The organism is Streptomyces sp. NPDC088794, assembly GCF_044750545.1.
GTDB lineage: Bacteria > Actinomycetota > Actinomycetes > Streptomycetales > Streptomycetaceae > Streptomyces.
This window is the reverse complement of the sequence record NZ_JBIVKB010000002.1, coordinates 498,433-512,777: the sequence shown is the minus strand read 5'-3', so window position 1 is coordinate 512,777 and position 14,345 is coordinate 498,433. Positions and strand designations below refer to the sequence as shown.

Genomic DNA, 14,345 nt, shown 5'->3' with positions numbered 1-14,345 from the left:
CCGCCCCTACCCGTCCCATCCCCAGGGGCGCTGCCCCTTCGACCCCGCCGGGGCTCCGCCCCGGACCCCGATCGGCCCTGAAGGGGCCTCGTCCTCAAACGCCGGACGGGCTGAAAGATGCGGGCTGCCGTCAGCTCTCGGGTTTGATCTTTGAGGACAGGAAGGCCAGCCCCGCCGTTGTCGCGATGAAACCTCCGGCCAGTTCCTCGTAGCCCTTGAAGTACGCGACGAAGATGGCGATGGCCGATGCTCCCGCGATGACGTCTATGGCCCGGCCAATGACGCGTCGGAGTCTGCCCGGTGGGGGCGGGTGGTGGGGGTTCGGGGGGTTTCCCCAGTACGGGAACGGGCCCGGTCTTGGTTTCCAGCCGTCGTCCAGGAGGCTTACGAACTCCGGGTGGTGGCGGGCGTAGCCCAGGCGGTGGGGGGCCAGGCGGCGCCACGGCAGGTGAGCGTGTCTGATCGCGAGCCACGTCAGTCCGGGCAGGCAGGCCACGATCGCCCAGATCGCCGCGACCGTTCTTTCCGTGGGTGACGTCGGCACAATGCCGAGGAGGTGGTCCAGCTGGCCGCTTGCCGAGTAGGCGATCAGGGAGGCCGCGAAGAGTATCGCCGCTGTCACTTCCAGCTGGTGGCCCGTGTGGCAGCGCGCGCACCTCGGTACGTGCACCACCTCCCTGCGCCACGTGGTGCGCAGGACCACGATCCATGCCGTCATGTTCGTTTCAGCGTCTCGGTGCAAGCCCATGACGCGGTCGTGCCACGACGGCGGTGCGGCCTTCTCGCAGAACCAGCACTCCCGGTCCTGATCCTGATCCCGCACCACGAACTCCCCCCGACGACCCGCCTGTTACATCAGCTGTTCGTCCCCAGAATGTTCCGCAGCTCCGACGGCAGCAGCTGCTCGCAGGCCTGCTTCGCCTGGTTGGTGAGGGCGTCGCTGGTGCAGGTGTAGTAGTCGCTGTACACCAGCTGGGCGGTGAACGTCGCGCCCACCAGGGCGATGGCCAGGGTCGCCGTGACCAGGCCGCTGATCGCTGCCGTGGTCTGGGGGCGCGGGGCGGACGTGTCGGTGGTGTCCTGGGCCGCTCGGGCCTTCGCGCGCAGCGCGCTGATGCCCCAGTAGAGGGAGAGCGCCCCGAGGAGCAGGGCCACGTACGGCCAGCTGAAGAGGGCGAAGAAGAACGCCCACATGCCGGAGAGCAGGGAGTAGCGGGCGCGGCGCTGGATGGGGTCCGTCGGGTCCCAGCGCATGCCCGTGTTCGGGCCGTTGCCGCCCGGGTTCTCGGGGGCCGGGGGGCCGGGGCGGTCTCCGGGGCGGTCGCCGAAGCCGCCCTGGGAGCGGCCGGGCTGGCGGTCGCTCCACTGGCTGCCCCAGGGGGATGGTGAATCGCCGTCGCCCTGCGCGTCGTCGCCCTCCGTGGGGCGGCGCGGCTGCCAGGGGCGGTCCGGCGTGCCCTCCGGCGGCGGCGCGAACGGGTTGTCGTCCTGGCCGGCACTGTGCTGGCCGCCACCGCTCTGGCCGGCGCCGCTCTGCTCGTCGCCGTCGCCGGTCTTCTTGCCCGAGGGCGCGTCCGGGGGCGAGGCGGGGCGCTCTCGGAGCAGGACGGCGCCACGCTCCCCTCCCCGCGCCGGGAGCGGAGAGAGCGTGAAGAGTCGCAGGCTGCGGTCCGACATCAAGTGAGCGTCTTCCCCTTGGTCCGATTCCGATTCGGGTGCGGTCGTGCTGTGCGGTTGGCCAGGTTCGTGGCCGGCCAGGTATGCGAGTGGTCAGGTAAAGCGCGCGAACTGTCACTTCGTGAACGCGTCGCACCACCACCGCGTTCCCGAGCCCGTCCCTCGCAGACGCTACCTTCCGGCCACGCCCCCGTCCCACGGGGGCCGTCCGGTGTGCCGGTATCGTTGCTGACGGCCGACCGCTTCGTAGACTTCCCCGTATCCCGGGGCGCGAAGCATTCGTACGACTGTACAAACCGGCCGTACAGATGCTCCCCCGAGAAAGGGCCCCACCGTGGCCGCCACTCCCGCCGGCCGAGCGGTCAAGCGCCTCGTCGTGCTGGTCTCCGGATCCGGCACCAACCTTCAGGCGCTGCTCGACGAGATCCAGCGGACCGGCATCGAGGCCTACGGCGCCGAGATCGTGGCCGTCGGCGCCGACCGCGACGGCATCGAGGGGCTCGCGCGCGCCGAGCGGGCCGGGCTGCCGACCTTCGTGTGCAGGGTGAAGGACTTCGGGAGCCGGGGGGAGTGGGACGCCGCCCTCGCGCAGGCCGTGGCCGACCACGACCCCGATCTCGTGGTCTCCGCCGGGTTCATGAAGATCGTGGGGAAGGAGTTCCTCGCGCTCTTCGGGGGGCGGTTCGTGAACACGCATCCCGCGCTGCTGCCCAGTTTCCCGGGGGCCCACGGCGTGCGGGACGCGCTCGCGTACGGCGCCAAGGTGACCGGTTGCACCGTCCACTTCGTCGACGACGGCGTCGACACCGGACCGATCATCGCCCAGGGCGTGGTCGAGGTCCGGGACGAGGACGACGAGAGCGCTCTGCACGAGCGCATCAAGGAAGTCGAGCGAAGGCTGCTCGTCGAGGTCGTGGGGCGGCTCGCCCGCAACGGCCATCGCATTGAGGGACGAAAGGTAGTTATCCAGTGACCGCCGAGACCATCGAGAACGGCAAGCGCGCGATTCGCCGGGCGCTCGTCAGCGTCTACGACAAGACCGGTCTGGAAGAGCTGGCGCGCGGGCTGCACGAGGCCGGGGTCGCGCTCGTCTCCACCGGTTCCACCGCCGCCCGCATCGCCGCCGCCGGTGTCCCCGTCACCAAGGTCGAGGAGCTCACCGGCTTCCCCGAGTGCCTGGACGGCCGGGTCAAGACCCTGCACCCCAAGGTGCACGCGGGCATCCTGGCCGACCTGCGGCTGGAGAGCCACCGGCAGCAGCTCGCCGAGCTGGGTGTCGAGCCCTTCGACCTCGTCGTCGTCAACCTCTACCCGTTCCGCGAGACCGTCGCCTCGGGCGCCTCGCCCGACGAGTGCGTCGAGCAGATCGACATCGGCGGTCCGTCGATGGTGCGCGCCGCCGCCAAGAACCATCCGTCCGTGTCCGTGGTCACCAGCCCCGCGCGGTACGGCGATGTCCTGGCCGCCGTGCAGCACGGCGGGTTCGACCTCTCCACCCGCAAGCGGCTCGCCGCCGAGGCCTTCCAGCACACGGCGACCTACGACATCGCGGTCGCCTCCTGGTTCGCGAGCGCCTACGCGCCCGTGGACGACTCGCTGTTCCCCGACTTCCTGGGCGCCACCCTGGAGCGCAAGAACACCCTGCGGTACGGCGAGAACCCGCACCAGCCCGCCGCCCTCTACGTCGACGGCACGGGTGTCGGTCTCGCCGAGGCGGAGCAGCTGCACGGCAAGGAGATGTCGTACAACAACTACACGGACACGGATGCCGCCCGTCGTGCCGCGTACGACCACGACGAGCCCTGTGTCGCGATCATCAAGCACGCCAACCCGTGCGGGATCGCGATCGCCTCGGACGTCGCCGAGGCGCACCGCAAGGCGCACGCGTGCGACCCGCTGTCGGCGTTCGGTGGTGTGATCGCCGTCAACCGGCCGGTCAGCAAGGAGATGGCGGAGCAGGTCGCCGAGATCTTCACCGAGGTCATCGTCGCGCCCGACTACGAGGAGGGGGCCCTGGAGGCCCTCGCCAAGAAGAAGAACATCCGGGTGCTGAAGGCGCTGGCCGCGCCCTCCCACCCGGCCGAGGTCAAGCCCATCGACGGGGGCGCCCTGCTCCAGGTCACCGACCGGCTCCAGGCCGACGGCGACGACCCGGCCAACTGGACGCTGGCGACCGGCGAGGCCCTGACCGCCGACGAGCTGGCCGAGCTGTCCTTCGCCTGGAAGGCCTGCCGGGCGGTGAAGTCCAACGCCATCCTGCTCGCCAAGGACGGTGCCTCCGTCGGCGTCGGCATGGGTCAGGTCAACCGCGTCGACTCCGCGAAGCTGGCCGTCGAGCGGGCCGGTGAGGAACGCGCGCGTGGCGCGTACGCCGCCTCCGACGCCTTCTTCCCCTTCCCCGACGGCCTGGAGATCCTCACCGCGGCCGGCGTCAAGGCCGTGGTCCAGCCCGGCGGTTCGGTCCGCGACGAACTGGTCGTGGAGGCCGCGAAGAAGGCCGGCGTCACCATGTACTTCACGGGGACGCGGCACTTCTTCCACTGACGGCAAGGGAGAACGGGCGGCGGTCGGAGCGATCCGGTCGCCGCCCTGCCGTTTCCCCCTGCCGTTGTCGCCTGTCGCTGTCCCCTGCCGTTGTCAGTGGTGGGTGAGAGCCTTGAGGGCATGATCGTCGAACGCGCCTACGCGCATGTCGCCGAGGCCGACCGGGGCGACGGGAGTCAGTGGCCGTGGTCGGTGCCGTGCGTGCGGCAGCTGCTCGACGGCGGGCTCCGGTTCACCGCCCCGGTCACGTTCCTGGTGGGGGAGAACGGATCGGGGAAGTCGACCCTCGTCGAGGCACTGGCCGAGGCCTTCGGCCTGGATTCCTGGGGCGGGTCGGCAGGGAACCGGTACGCGGGGCCGCGTGAGCCGTCGCCGCTGGGCGGGCGCATGCGGTTCGAGGCGGCGAAGACCGGGCGGCGGATGCTCCAGGGGCCGCGGACCCGTCGTAAAGGCTTCTTCCTGCGGGCCGAGACCGCGCTCGACGCGCTCGGCAGGGAGCGGGGGCGCGGGCGGATATCGGGATCCCCGGAGGAGATGAGCCACGGCGAGGGTTTCCTGATGGCCTTCCGCGAGCGCTTCCACGAGCCGGGGCTGTATGTCCTGGACGAGCCCGAGGCCGCCCTGTCCTTCGCCTCCTGCCTGGAACTGGTCGGGCTGCTCGACGAGTTGACGCGCGCCGGCGGCCAGGTCGTCTGCGCCACGCACTCGCCCCTGCTGACCGCGCTGCCCGGCGCGGCGATCGTCGAGGTGGGCGAGCACGGGATGCGGCCGGCCCAGTGGCAGGACCTGGAGATCGTCGACCACTGGCGGCGGTATCTGGACGACCCGTGGCTCTATCTGCGGCACATCGTGGGGAGTTGAGCGGGCACCGCCGGTGAGGAGTCGGACGGGCACGGCGGAAGCGGAGCTCCGGCCCTCCCCCGAGGAAGCCGGAACTCCGCCGTGAGCCGGGCGTCAGCAGATGGCGAGACCAGGGATGGGCTCGTAGTTGTTGCCGCCCGAGACCTTGTTCGCCGGGAACCAGCCCCAGCCGTCCTCGGAGTAGGCGTCGTCGCCCTGGGTGTAGAGCCACCAGTTGTTGCGGGCGTCGCCGACCGGTGCGTTCTCGCCGTACTGGACCTGGCAGACGAACCAGTTGTCCCCGGCGTAGAGATAGCCGGTGTCCGTCTCGAAGAAGCCGACGACGTCGCCCTGGTAGTTGTGGCAGTAACGGGCGGTGTACGTCTTGCCGTTGAACGACTTCTCGCCTGCGTCCCCCCAGCAGCCGCTCGCCGCCGACGCGCTCGCCGGCGTCAGGGCGACGGCGCTCGCCGCCAGTACCGCCGCCGCGCCGATCGAGGCGAGGATGCGCTTCATGGTGTGTCCCTCCGGTGCTGCCACCCCCGTTGGTGGACACGACCACCGTGGTGTACGCCGCCCGCGCGCGGAACCTCGGAACTCTCAGGGTCACTTCGCGCCCGGCGGCGTGTACTCCTTGAGGTAATGGGCGACGCGGGTGGTGTAGGCACGGTTCTGCTCGGGGATGCCGCCGGTCGCGTTCACCTTCTTGTACGAGGTCCGGTAGGAGGCGGCGAGCAGGAGGCGGCGGTCGCCGGGCAGCGAGGTGTCCAGGCGCGGTTCCATGAAGCACAGGTAGCGGGCCATCGCCGGGATCGACTGGGCCGGCGTGAGCGGCGGTCGGGGAGTCTTCTTGGCCGGGACGCCGTCCGAGCGGAGCCACCAGCGCAGCACGCTCGGGGTCCAGCGGGCGATGCCGTACTCGCCCTCCCCGCCCGCGGTCGGATCCGACAGATCGGCGTCGAAGTTGCTCTCCGTCTTGAGCATCGCCGCGATGAGCGCGGGCGAGACCTCGTGCTGGAGACAGTCGTGGGCCGAGTCGACGATCATCCGCCGGTACTGCACCGGGACGCCCTTGTCGGTGCGGAGTTCGGCGGCCCCGTACGTGGCGGCCGTGTTCTTGCCGGACGCGTTCGCGCCGCCCGTCGTGCCCGAGTCGGCCCAGGTGCTGATGCCGTACCCCAGCGCCGCCACGGCGACCGTCGCGGCCGCCGAGACCGCGGCCAGCACGGCCCGGCGCCGGCGCGGCAGCGGGGCCCGGGGCAGCTTGGGGGAGCGGCCCGTGCCGGCCGCCGCCTCGACCCGGCGCAGCAGCGCGTCGGTGCCGATGCGGTCGGCGTGCGTACGGGCCAGACAGTCCCGCACGATCTCCCGCCAGGCGTCCGGGAGTTCGGGCGCCAGCCGGAGTTCGTCGTGACCGCGCGCGTAGGCGGCGGCCGCGTCCCGGCGGGCGCTCGGGGTGCCGCCGGGCAGCGGGAAGGCGCCGGTCAGCAGGAGGTGGGCCAGCACACCGAACGCCCAGACGTCCGCCGACGGGCGGATCCGGCGCCCGCGCTCGCCGATCTCCGCCCAGAGCAGTTCGGGGGGTGTGTAGTCCGGGGTGGAGAACGCGGGCGTGTACGCGTGCGTGCCCTCCAGTTCGGCCGCCATGTTGAAGTCGGCGAGCCGCGCCGAACCGTCCGCCATCAGCAGCACGTTGGCCGGTTTCAGGTCCCCGTGCACCCAGCCCGCGTGATGCAGCTGGGCCAGCCCCTCGCAGATCTGCGCCAGCAGCGCGGGCCCGGCGGCCGGGCGGGGCGCGGCGGCGAGCAGGTCGGCCAGGGAGCGCTGCGCCCGCTCCAGTACGAGGACGGTGGCGCCGTCGAGACGGGGGCGCCGCGGGTCGTCGACGACGAGGGTCTCGTACATCCGGATCAGTCGGGGGCGGGTCAGCCGGCGGTACAGGTCGATCTCGCGCTCGACGAGTTCGCGCAGATGGGCCAGTTGGCGCGGGGTGTCCGTGCCGGTGGGCAGGAACTTGAGGGCGGCCACGCGGGGGAGGTCGCCGTCGCCGCCGGTGCGCCTGCCCTCGTAGACACTGCCGAAGGCGCCCGTCGCGATGGGCTCGCGCACCTCCCAGGCACCGACCCGGTAGCCGCTGGGCACCGGCACGGCGTACGGCTCGGTCACCGGGACACCCGGCCCGGCCGCTCGGCTGCCAGCACGATCAGGTCGTCCTCGCGCACCAGGTCGAAGCGGAGCGCCAGGGAGACCAGGGACTCCTTCTTGCCGTTGAGGCGCGGGCCCGAGTCGGCCTCCTCGGGGCCGGGCTTCAGGCGCAGCTTCACCGCCAGGTAGTCGATGTTCCACTGCACCGAAGTGCGGGACGCGGCGGGCCAGTTGGGGCGCAGCCGGTCGACGACCTGGTCGACGGTGGGCAGCGGGGCGTGCGGTTCGCCGCGCAGGCGGGGCTCGCACAGGGCGGCCAGGACCGCGAAGTAGCGCTTGGTGCGGTCGACGGAGAAGGCGGGCGCGGTGGTGTCGCCGGCCAGGCCGCCCTCGGTGCGCAGATAGTCGTGGCGCGGTGCCCACACCTGGATCGGCAGCAGGTCGCCCGCGGCCGGCAGCACGATCCGCGAGAACTCGAAGGGGACCGGGGCGTCGAGGCGGCCGGGTCCGACCTTGATGTGCTCGCCCGCGCCCTCCGGGTTCTCCACGACGTAGGTCTGCCCGCCGCTCAAGTTGCTCAGCGTCCAGAAGGCGCCCTGCGCGGTGATCGCGCCCGCGCGGCGGGACACGCCGTCGTGCGTGATCGCGAGGTCGTTGTCGCGCGCCAGCCGTCCGAAGGTGATCCGTTCGCCCGGCGCGAGCCGGAGCTGGGTGCGGTCGCGCTCGTCCTCCGTGGTCGTCGGAGGTACCACGATGATGCTGTACAAGGTGCGTCTCCCCGTGCCTGCCCGCTACGGAGGTCAGACTAGGCGGACGTGGCAGGGCCGTGTCCCCCTAGGGCGGGTGAGACACGGCCCTTGCACAGGAATGGCGCGAACGTGATGCCCGCGATGGTTCGGCGGGTCAGTTCTGGATGACCATCGTGCTCGCGGCCTTGTCGTGCCAGCCCTGCTGGCGGCCCGACTTGTCCCAGAACGGCGAGAGGTAGACGAGAAGCGAGCCGATACCGCAGGCGAGGGAGCCGACCATCGGGATGACCCAGCGGATGAACGCGGAGCCCAGGCCCGGCTTCTGGCCGGTGTCGACCTTCACCACGCGGATGCCGACGGCGAGCTTGCCCAGGGTGGCGCCGAACGCGGCGATCATCAGCAGTTCGTAGAGCAGGCCGATGATCCCGAGGACCAGGACGACCGCGCCGAACTTGGCCGCGATGTCCGAACCCGCGTTGTCGAGGCAGGAGTTGTAGTCGGCGGCGTTCGGGTCGCAGTCCTTGGCAGAGGCGAAGGCACCCGCGACGCCCACGACGGCGAGACCGGTGTAGATGATCGAGAACACCACGGCGTCGATCGCCCGGGCGCCGAAGCGGCGGCCCATCGAGGCGACGCGCGGACCGGGACCGCCGCCGGGGTAACCGGGCTGCTGCGGATAGCCGTAACCCTGCTGCGGGGGGACACCGGGGGCCTGCGGATAGCCGTAGCCGGGGGGCTGCTGGCCCTGCTGGGGATAGGGCTGGCCCTGCTGGGGGTAGCCGTAGCCGGGCTGCTGCGGATTCTGCGGCTGTCCGTACGGGTTGTTCGGCGAACCGAAGCTCATGGCTGGTTTCCTCCGTTGCGCATGGGGACGGCGCGGACCGCACGGAGGAACGACATGAAGTGAGCGGTTTGCCCCCCGAACACGAACCGCGGTACTGCGGCGCTCATCGTTCTTCACGCGCGTCTTACTTGTCCAGCGGCATTCCCTATGTGTTGTGCAAGTGCAACATCGACGATCATGGCCGGATATCGGGTACGGGAGCGCCGGGGACCCGGATTGGAACCGGGGGCCGGTCATCCGCGAGGATGGGGTCATGACCGCCCAGATTCTCGATGGCAAGGCCACCGCAGCCGCGATCAAGTCCGACCTGACCGCCCGCGTGGCGGCGCTGAAGGAGAAGGGCGTCACGCCCGGCCTCGGCACGATCCTGGTCGGGGACGACCCCGGCAGTCAGAAGTACGTCGCCGGCAAGCACCGCGACTGCGCGCAGGTCGGCATCGCCTCCATCCAGCGCGAACTGCCCGCCACGGCGACGCAGGAGGAGATCGAGGCGGTCGTCCGCGAACTGAACGAGGACCCGGAGTGCACGGGTTACATCGTGCAACTCCCGCTGCCCAAGGGCATCGACGAGAACCGGATCCTGGAGCTGATGGACCCGGACAAGGACGCGGACGGCCTGCACCCGATGAACCTCGGCCGCCTCGTGCTCAACGAGCCGGCCCCGCTGCCCTGCACCCCCAACGGCGTCCTGACCCTCCTCCGCCAGTACGGCGTCGAGATCAAGGGCGCCGAGGTCGTGGTCGTCGGCCGCGGTGTCACCATCGGCCGCCCGATGCCGCTGCTGCTCACCCGCCGCAGCGAGAACGCGACCGTGACCCAGTGCCACACCGGCACGCGCGACCTCTCCTCGCACCTCAAGCGCGCCGACATCATCGTCGCGGCGGCCGGCTCCGCCCACCTGGTCCGCCCCGAGGACGTCAAGCCGGGTGCGGCCGTCCTCGACGTCGGCGTCTCGCGCAGCGCCGAGGGCAAGATCGTGGGCGACGTCCACCCGGGCGTCGCCGAGGTGGCCGGCTGGATCTCCCCGAACCCCGGCGGCGTGGGTCCGATGACCCGGGCCCAGCTCCTGGTCAACGTGGTCGAGGCGGCGGAGCGCAGTGCCGCCGGCTGAGCGGGGGGAGGCCGGGTCGGCCGACGTGGAGCCCGCCGAGCGGGCCGAGGGCTCGGCGGCGGGTGACCCGGAGACGGGTGACGTGAGGGCCGAAGAAGCTACGGCGGACGCCCCGGAGGGGCCCGAGCAGCAGGCGGAGGCTGTCGTGCGGAGTGCGATCAGTGCGAGCGGCGCCGAGCAGGACGCCGACGCCGGTGCCGAGAGCGGGCGGAAGCCGCGCCGCGGTACCCGGCGGTTCCCCTTGTTCACGCGGGACACCGCGCGCCCCGAGGGCGGTGGCCGGGCGGCGCCCCGTGACGCGCCGGCGCCCGCTCGGCAGTGGCCGATCCTCGCCGTGCTGGGGCTCGTCGCGCTCGGCCTGCTGCTGACCGCGCTGGACGCCTTCCGGTACGGCACGCTGCTGATCGGCGTCGCCCTGCTGGCCGGCGGTGTGCTGCGCTGGGTCATGCCCGACGTCGGCATGCTCGCCGTACGCTCCCGCTTCACGGACATCGCCACGTACGGCCTGCTCGGCCTCGCGATCGTCCTGCTGGCGATGATGGTGCAGCCGCACCCCTGGCTGCAGATCCCGTTCCTCAAGGACACCCTGCACTTCACCGTGAGCAGCAGCTAGGACCACCGCGCACGACGACGGCCCGTCCTCTCCCCCGAGCAAGGACGGGCCGTCGCCACGCCTCACCCTCGTGCACGTCGAACCGCCTGTTCAACGCCTGTCAGCGCGCTGTGGCACAGCGGTGACGGTGTCCGTGCCGTGCCACGGGCGGCGCGGGCCGCGCACGGGAACCAACGACCGTCCGACGTCGTCCATCGCACCGACCGGACAACGCGACGCCATGGAGGTGTGTGATGAGCGCCTGGCAGCCGCTGCCCGACGATCTGCCGCCGGAGGTGCGGCACTTCGTGGAGCAGTTGCGGCTCCTCAAGGACCGCACGGGGCTCAGCCTCGTCGCACTCGGCGCCCGCACCGCCTACAGCAAGTCCTCCTGGCACCGCTACCTCAACGCCACCCAGCCCCCGCCCCGCCAGGCCGTCACCGCCCTGTGCCGGATCGCGGGCCTCGCCGGATCCGACGCCGAACGCTTCACCGTCCGCTGGGAACTGGCCGTCCGCGCCTGGCCCCGCCCGGCCACCCTGCCGTCGAGCCCCGCCGGCACCCCGGGCGGCCCGGGCGCCCCCGGCGGCGAGGAGTACGAGGACGACCCCACCCTGCCCTGGTGGGACACGCCCCCCGAGGAGGAGCGCGGCGGACGGCTGCCGGGCGGAAAACTGCTCCTGTACGCCGTACTGCTGCTCCTGTTCCTACTCCTTGCCGCGGTCGTCGGTGCCCTCGCACTGGGGTGAGTTGCCCCTGGGTGGGCCGAATAGGGCCGAGGCGGGTGGGGTTGTCCGTGTGTGGCTGCGGTGTCGATGTATTGACAAGTTTGCGGATTTGACACGGGGTTGTGAAACAAGGGCGCTAGCGTAGGCGGGTCCGGCCGGGCGGTCGAGGGGGACCTCCGGTGGGACACTGGACCACGGCCCGCCGGGCGTGCAACGGTGCATGTCCGCGGCTCAACGCTCCCGTGCGCCCCCACCCCGGGAACTGAGATCCTTAGTGGGCGCATCCCTGTGGGTAGCCAGAACGGGGACTCGGAACAGGGCGCCACGCGCGGGGGAAAACGCGAGGAAGACCAGCACGAACCGGGGGGAAGAGGGGGGAAGCAATGCCTCGTTGGAGGGCCTTGCCGGATGAACTCGATCCGCAGGTCAGGGAGTTCGCGAGCCAGCTGCGCCGGCTTGTGGACCGCAGCGGCCTGAGCGTCGCGTCGGTCGCCGACCGCACGGGCTACAGCAAGACGTCCTGGGAGAGATATCTCAACGGGCGGCTGCTGGCACCCAAGGGCGCGATCGTCGCCCTGGCGGAGGTCACCGGCACCAATCCGATCCATCTGACCACGATGTGGGAGCTCGCCGAGCGTGCCTGGAGCCGTTCGGAGATGCGCCACGACATGACCATGGAGGCCATCCGGATCTCCCAGGCGCGCGCCGCGCTCGGGGAGTTCGGGGCGCCTCCGGCGAATGCCAAGGGCAGCAGGACGGCCCGCAAGGGCGGGAGCGCGACGGCGATACCCGGAGTGGCGGGACCGGCGGGCGTGGCACCGACGGTGCCGCCGCAGCCGACGGCGCCCGACACCCGTGACGCGCGGGATGTACGGGATCCGGCGGCGACTCCCGCCGACGCGGCCGGCGGGTCCTCGGGGGCGTCCTCCTCCGGCGGCAACTCCTGGGGGATCGCCGGGTACCAGCGGCCACCGCAGACCGCGGCCCGCGCCTCGGGAACCGCGTCCCCGGCATCGACACCGGCGTCGGCCTCGTCCCCGGTGCCCGACGGTCCCGGCTGGACGCCGGGCACGCCGAGCCCGTTCGGGCAGCCGCCGCAGAGCGGTTCAGCCGGGTCCGCGGGGTCCGTCGGGTCGGGTGGCTCCGGCCGCTCGCGCGGTGACGGCGGTGGCAGGCGGCGGCTGACGATGTTCCTCGCGGGGGTCGTCGGCGTGCTGGTCGTCATAGCGGCCGTGTTCTTCCTGACCGACAAAGGCAAGGACAAGACGGACGACGACGCCAAGGCCTCGGTCTCGCCCTCGGCCAGCGTCCAGACCGACCTGCCGCCCGGCGTGAAGTGCGCGGGCGCCTCCTGCACCGGCAAGGACGCCGAGGCGATGGGCTGCACGACGGACGCCAACGCGGTGACGACCGCGAAGACCGCCACCGTCGGCACGACCATCGTCGAGGTCCGGTACAGCGAGACCTGCGGCGCCGCCTGGGGCCGTATCACCCAGGCCGCCCAGGGCGACCAGGTCCAGGTGGCCGCGGGCACCGCGAAGGAGAACGACAGCATCACGACGGCCGGCGACACCATCGCGTACACGCCGATGGTCGCGGTGAAGGACGCGGGCGAGGCGACGGCGTGCGCGACCCTCGCGTCCGGGCAGAAGGGGTGCGCCCAGTAGCGCAGCGGAGACGGCGAAAAAAGGAGGGCGGCCGCCCGGTCCGGGAGAGGGGGACCGAGGCGGCCGCCTTGTGGGGGTACCGACTGCGCCGGACTCCCGTGGGGGTACGGTTCGCGTGCCCGAGTTGGGGGCGACTATGCGTACCGCCCGCGAAATGGTGCGAGGGTTCACTCGACCGAGTGATCCGATGCCGTGAGCCGACAACGGTGAGGGCTGTGGGACGGGCCACATCGGACCCGGACGTACGCGATCCCGGATGCGCGATAGCCTGACCGGTGGATCTCTCTTGATACCAAGAGATCGATCATCTGTACGTCCCACCCGGACGCTCCACCGCCAGCTGTATACGGAGAACGCCATGACCCGCACTCCCGTGAACGTCACCGTCACCGGCGCGGCCGGCCAGATCGGTTACGCCCTGCTCTTCCGCATCGCCTCCGGCCAGCTGCTCGGCGCGGACGTGCCGGTCAAGCTGCGCCTCCTGGAGATCACCCCGGCGCTCAAGGCCGCCGAGGGCACGGCGATGGAGCTCGACGACTCCGCCTTCCCGCTCCTCCAGGGCATCGACATCACCGACGACCCGAACGTCGCCTTCGCCGGCGCCAACGTCGCCCTCCTCGTGGGCGCCCGCCCGCGCACCAAGGGCATGGAGCGCGGCGACCTGCTCTCCGCCAACGGCGGCATCTTCAAGCCGCAGGGCAAGGCCATCAACGACAACGCCGCGGACGACATCAAGGTCCTCGTCGTCGGCAACCCGGCCAACACCAACGCGCTCATCGCGCAGGCCGCCGCCCCGGACGTACCGGCCGAGCGCTTCACCGCGATGACCCGCCTGGACCACAACCGCGCGCTGACCCAGCTCGCGAAGAAGACGGGCACCACGGTCGCCGACATCAAGCGCCTGACCATCTGGGGCAACCACTCCGCCACCCAGTACCCCGACATCTTCCACGCCACGGTCGCCGGCAAGAACGCCGCCGAGACCGTGAACGACGAGAAGTGGCTGGCCGAGGACTTCATCCCGACCGTCGCCAAGCGCGGTGCCGCGATCATCGAGGCCCGCGGCGCGTCCTCCGCGGCCTCCGCCGCCAACGCGGCCATCGACCACGTCCACACCTGGGTCAACGGCACGGCGGACGGCGACTGGACGTCCATGGGCATCCCGTCGGACGGTTCCTACGGCGTCCCGGAGGGCCTCATCTCCTCCTTCCCGGTCACCACCAAGGACGGCGTCTACGAGATCGTCCAGGGCCTGGACATCAACGAGTTCTCCCGCGCCCGCATCGACGCGTCGGTGCAGGAGCTGACGGAGGAGCGCGAGGCGGTCCGCGCCCTCGGTCTGATCTGAGCCACCCTCAGCAGGGCTCTTCGGCCCCGCTCACCCCACGGCTTCTGTCACGAGCCTGCACGGGCCCTGTTCCGGTTCCATCCGGAACGGGGCCCGCGTC

14 protein-coding genes are annotated in these 14,345 nt (G+C 71.6%); 8 read left to right on the top strand and 6 right to left on the bottom strand.

Features of this window, described 5'->3' with window-relative positions; all coding sequences use genetic code 11:
• Positions 1-130 precede the first annotated feature (130 nt).
• Together ACIP6U_RS06930 and ACIP6U_RS06925 are read right to left on the bottom strand one after the other, a co-directional pair.
• Positions 131-718, bottom strand: a complete 588-nt coding sequence (locus tag ACIP6U_RS06930; RefSeq protein ID WP_401713858.1) for a hypothetical protein — start codon at positions 716-718, stop codon at positions 131-133.
• Between the two features lie 137 nt (positions 719-855).
• On the bottom strand, positions 856-1,677 hold the full coding sequence (locus ACIP6U_RS06925; RefSeq protein ID WP_401713856.1) for a hypothetical protein: 822 nt from the start codon (positions 1,675-1,677) through the stop codon (positions 856-858).
• Between the two features lie 334 nt (positions 1,678-2,011).
• On the opposite strand from ACIP6U_RS06925, the gene purN reads away from it, so the two are divergent.
• The 3 genes from purN to ACIP6U_RS06910 all read left to right on the top strand — a co-directional run bounded on the left by purN (position 2,012) and on the right by ACIP6U_RS06910 (position 5,082).
• Positions 2,012-2,650 (top strand): phosphoribosylglycinamide formyltransferase, encoded by a 639-nt coding sequence (gene purN, locus ACIP6U_RS06920; protein WP_401713854.1) that lies wholly within the window; start codon positions 2,012-2,014, stop codon positions 2,648-2,650.
• Positions 2,647-4,221 (top strand): bifunctional phosphoribosylaminoimidazolecarboxamide formyltransferase/IMP cyclohydrolase, encoded by a 1,575-nt coding sequence (gene purH, locus ACIP6U_RS06915; RefSeq protein WP_401713852.1) that lies wholly within the window; start codon positions 2,647-2,649, stop codon positions 4,219-4,221. Before purN ends, purH begins: the two co-directional genes overlap by 4 nt.
• A 120-nt stretch (positions 4,222-4,341) precedes the next feature.
• Positions 4,342-5,082 carry an AAA family ATPase gene (locus tag ACIP6U_RS06910; protein WP_401713850.1) on the top strand — a complete coding sequence of 247 codons (741 nt, stop codon included), beginning with the start codon at positions 4,342-4,344 and terminating at the stop codon, positions 5,080-5,082.
• 93 nt (positions 5,083-5,175) lie between these two features.
• Here the strand turns inward: ACIP6U_RS06910 and ACIP6U_RS06905 are convergent, their stop codons facing one another.
• The 4 genes from ACIP6U_RS06905 to ACIP6U_RS06890 form a co-directional block, all read right to left on the bottom strand.
• Positions 5,176-5,577: a hypothetical protein gene (locus ACIP6U_RS06905; protein WP_401713848.1), complete on the bottom strand. Its 402-nt coding sequence runs from the start codon at positions 5,575-5,577 to the stop codon at positions 5,176-5,178.
• A 90-nt stretch (positions 5,578-5,667) separates the two neighbouring features.
• Positions 5,668-7,227, bottom strand: a complete 1,560-nt coding sequence (locus ACIP6U_RS06900) for a protein kinase (RefSeq protein ID WP_401713846.1) — start codon at positions 7,225-7,227, stop codon at positions 5,668-5,670.
• Positions 7,224-7,973 (bottom strand): FHA domain-containing protein, encoded by a 750-nt coding sequence (locus ACIP6U_RS06895; RefSeq protein WP_401713844.1) that lies wholly within the window; start codon positions 7,971-7,973, stop codon positions 7,224-7,226. The genes ACIP6U_RS06900 and ACIP6U_RS06895 overlap by 4 nt, the downstream gene beginning before the upstream one ends.
• A 136-nt stretch (positions 7,974-8,109) precedes the next feature.
• Positions 8,110-8,799: an RDD family protein gene (locus ACIP6U_RS06890; RefSeq protein ID WP_401713842.1), complete on the bottom strand. Its 690-nt coding sequence runs from the start codon at positions 8,797-8,799 to the stop codon at positions 8,110-8,112.
• Positions 8,800-9,052: 253 nt separating this feature from the next.
• On the opposite strand from ACIP6U_RS06890, the gene ACIP6U_RS06885 reads away from it, so the two are divergent.
• From ACIP6U_RS06885 to ACIP6U_RS06865, 5 genes are all read left to right on the top strand, one after another.
• A complete protein-coding gene (locus ACIP6U_RS06885; protein WP_123998210.1) occupies positions 9,053-9,910 on the top strand; it encodes a bifunctional methylenetetrahydrofolate dehydrogenase/methenyltetrahydrofolate cyclohydrolase in 858 nt (285 codons plus the stop codon).
• Positions 9,911-9,992: 82 nt separating this feature from the next.
• Positions 9,993-10,523, top strand: a complete 531-nt coding sequence (locus ACIP6U_RS06880) for a DUF3017 domain-containing protein (protein WP_401714423.1) — start codon at positions 9,993-9,995, stop codon at positions 10,521-10,523.
• 233 nt (positions 10,524-10,756) lie between these two features.
• Positions 10,757-11,251 carry a helix-turn-helix domain-containing protein gene (locus tag ACIP6U_RS06875; protein ID WP_401713839.1) on the top strand — a complete coding sequence of 165 codons (495 nt, stop codon included), beginning with the start codon at positions 10,757-10,759 and terminating at the stop codon, positions 11,249-11,251.
• A gap of 380 nt (positions 11,252-11,631) precedes the next feature.
• On the top strand, positions 11,632-12,897 hold the full coding sequence (locus ACIP6U_RS06870; RefSeq protein ID WP_401713837.1) for a DUF2690 domain-containing protein: 1,266 nt from the start codon (positions 11,632-11,634) through the stop codon (positions 12,895-12,897).
• A 358-nt stretch (positions 12,898-13,255) separates the two neighbouring features.
• Positions 13,256-14,245 carry a malate dehydrogenase gene (locus ACIP6U_RS06865; protein ID WP_401713835.1) on the top strand — a complete coding sequence of 330 codons (990 nt, stop codon included), beginning with the start codon at positions 13,256-13,258 and terminating at the stop codon, positions 14,243-14,245.
• Positions 14,246-14,345: the final 100 nt, after the last annotated feature.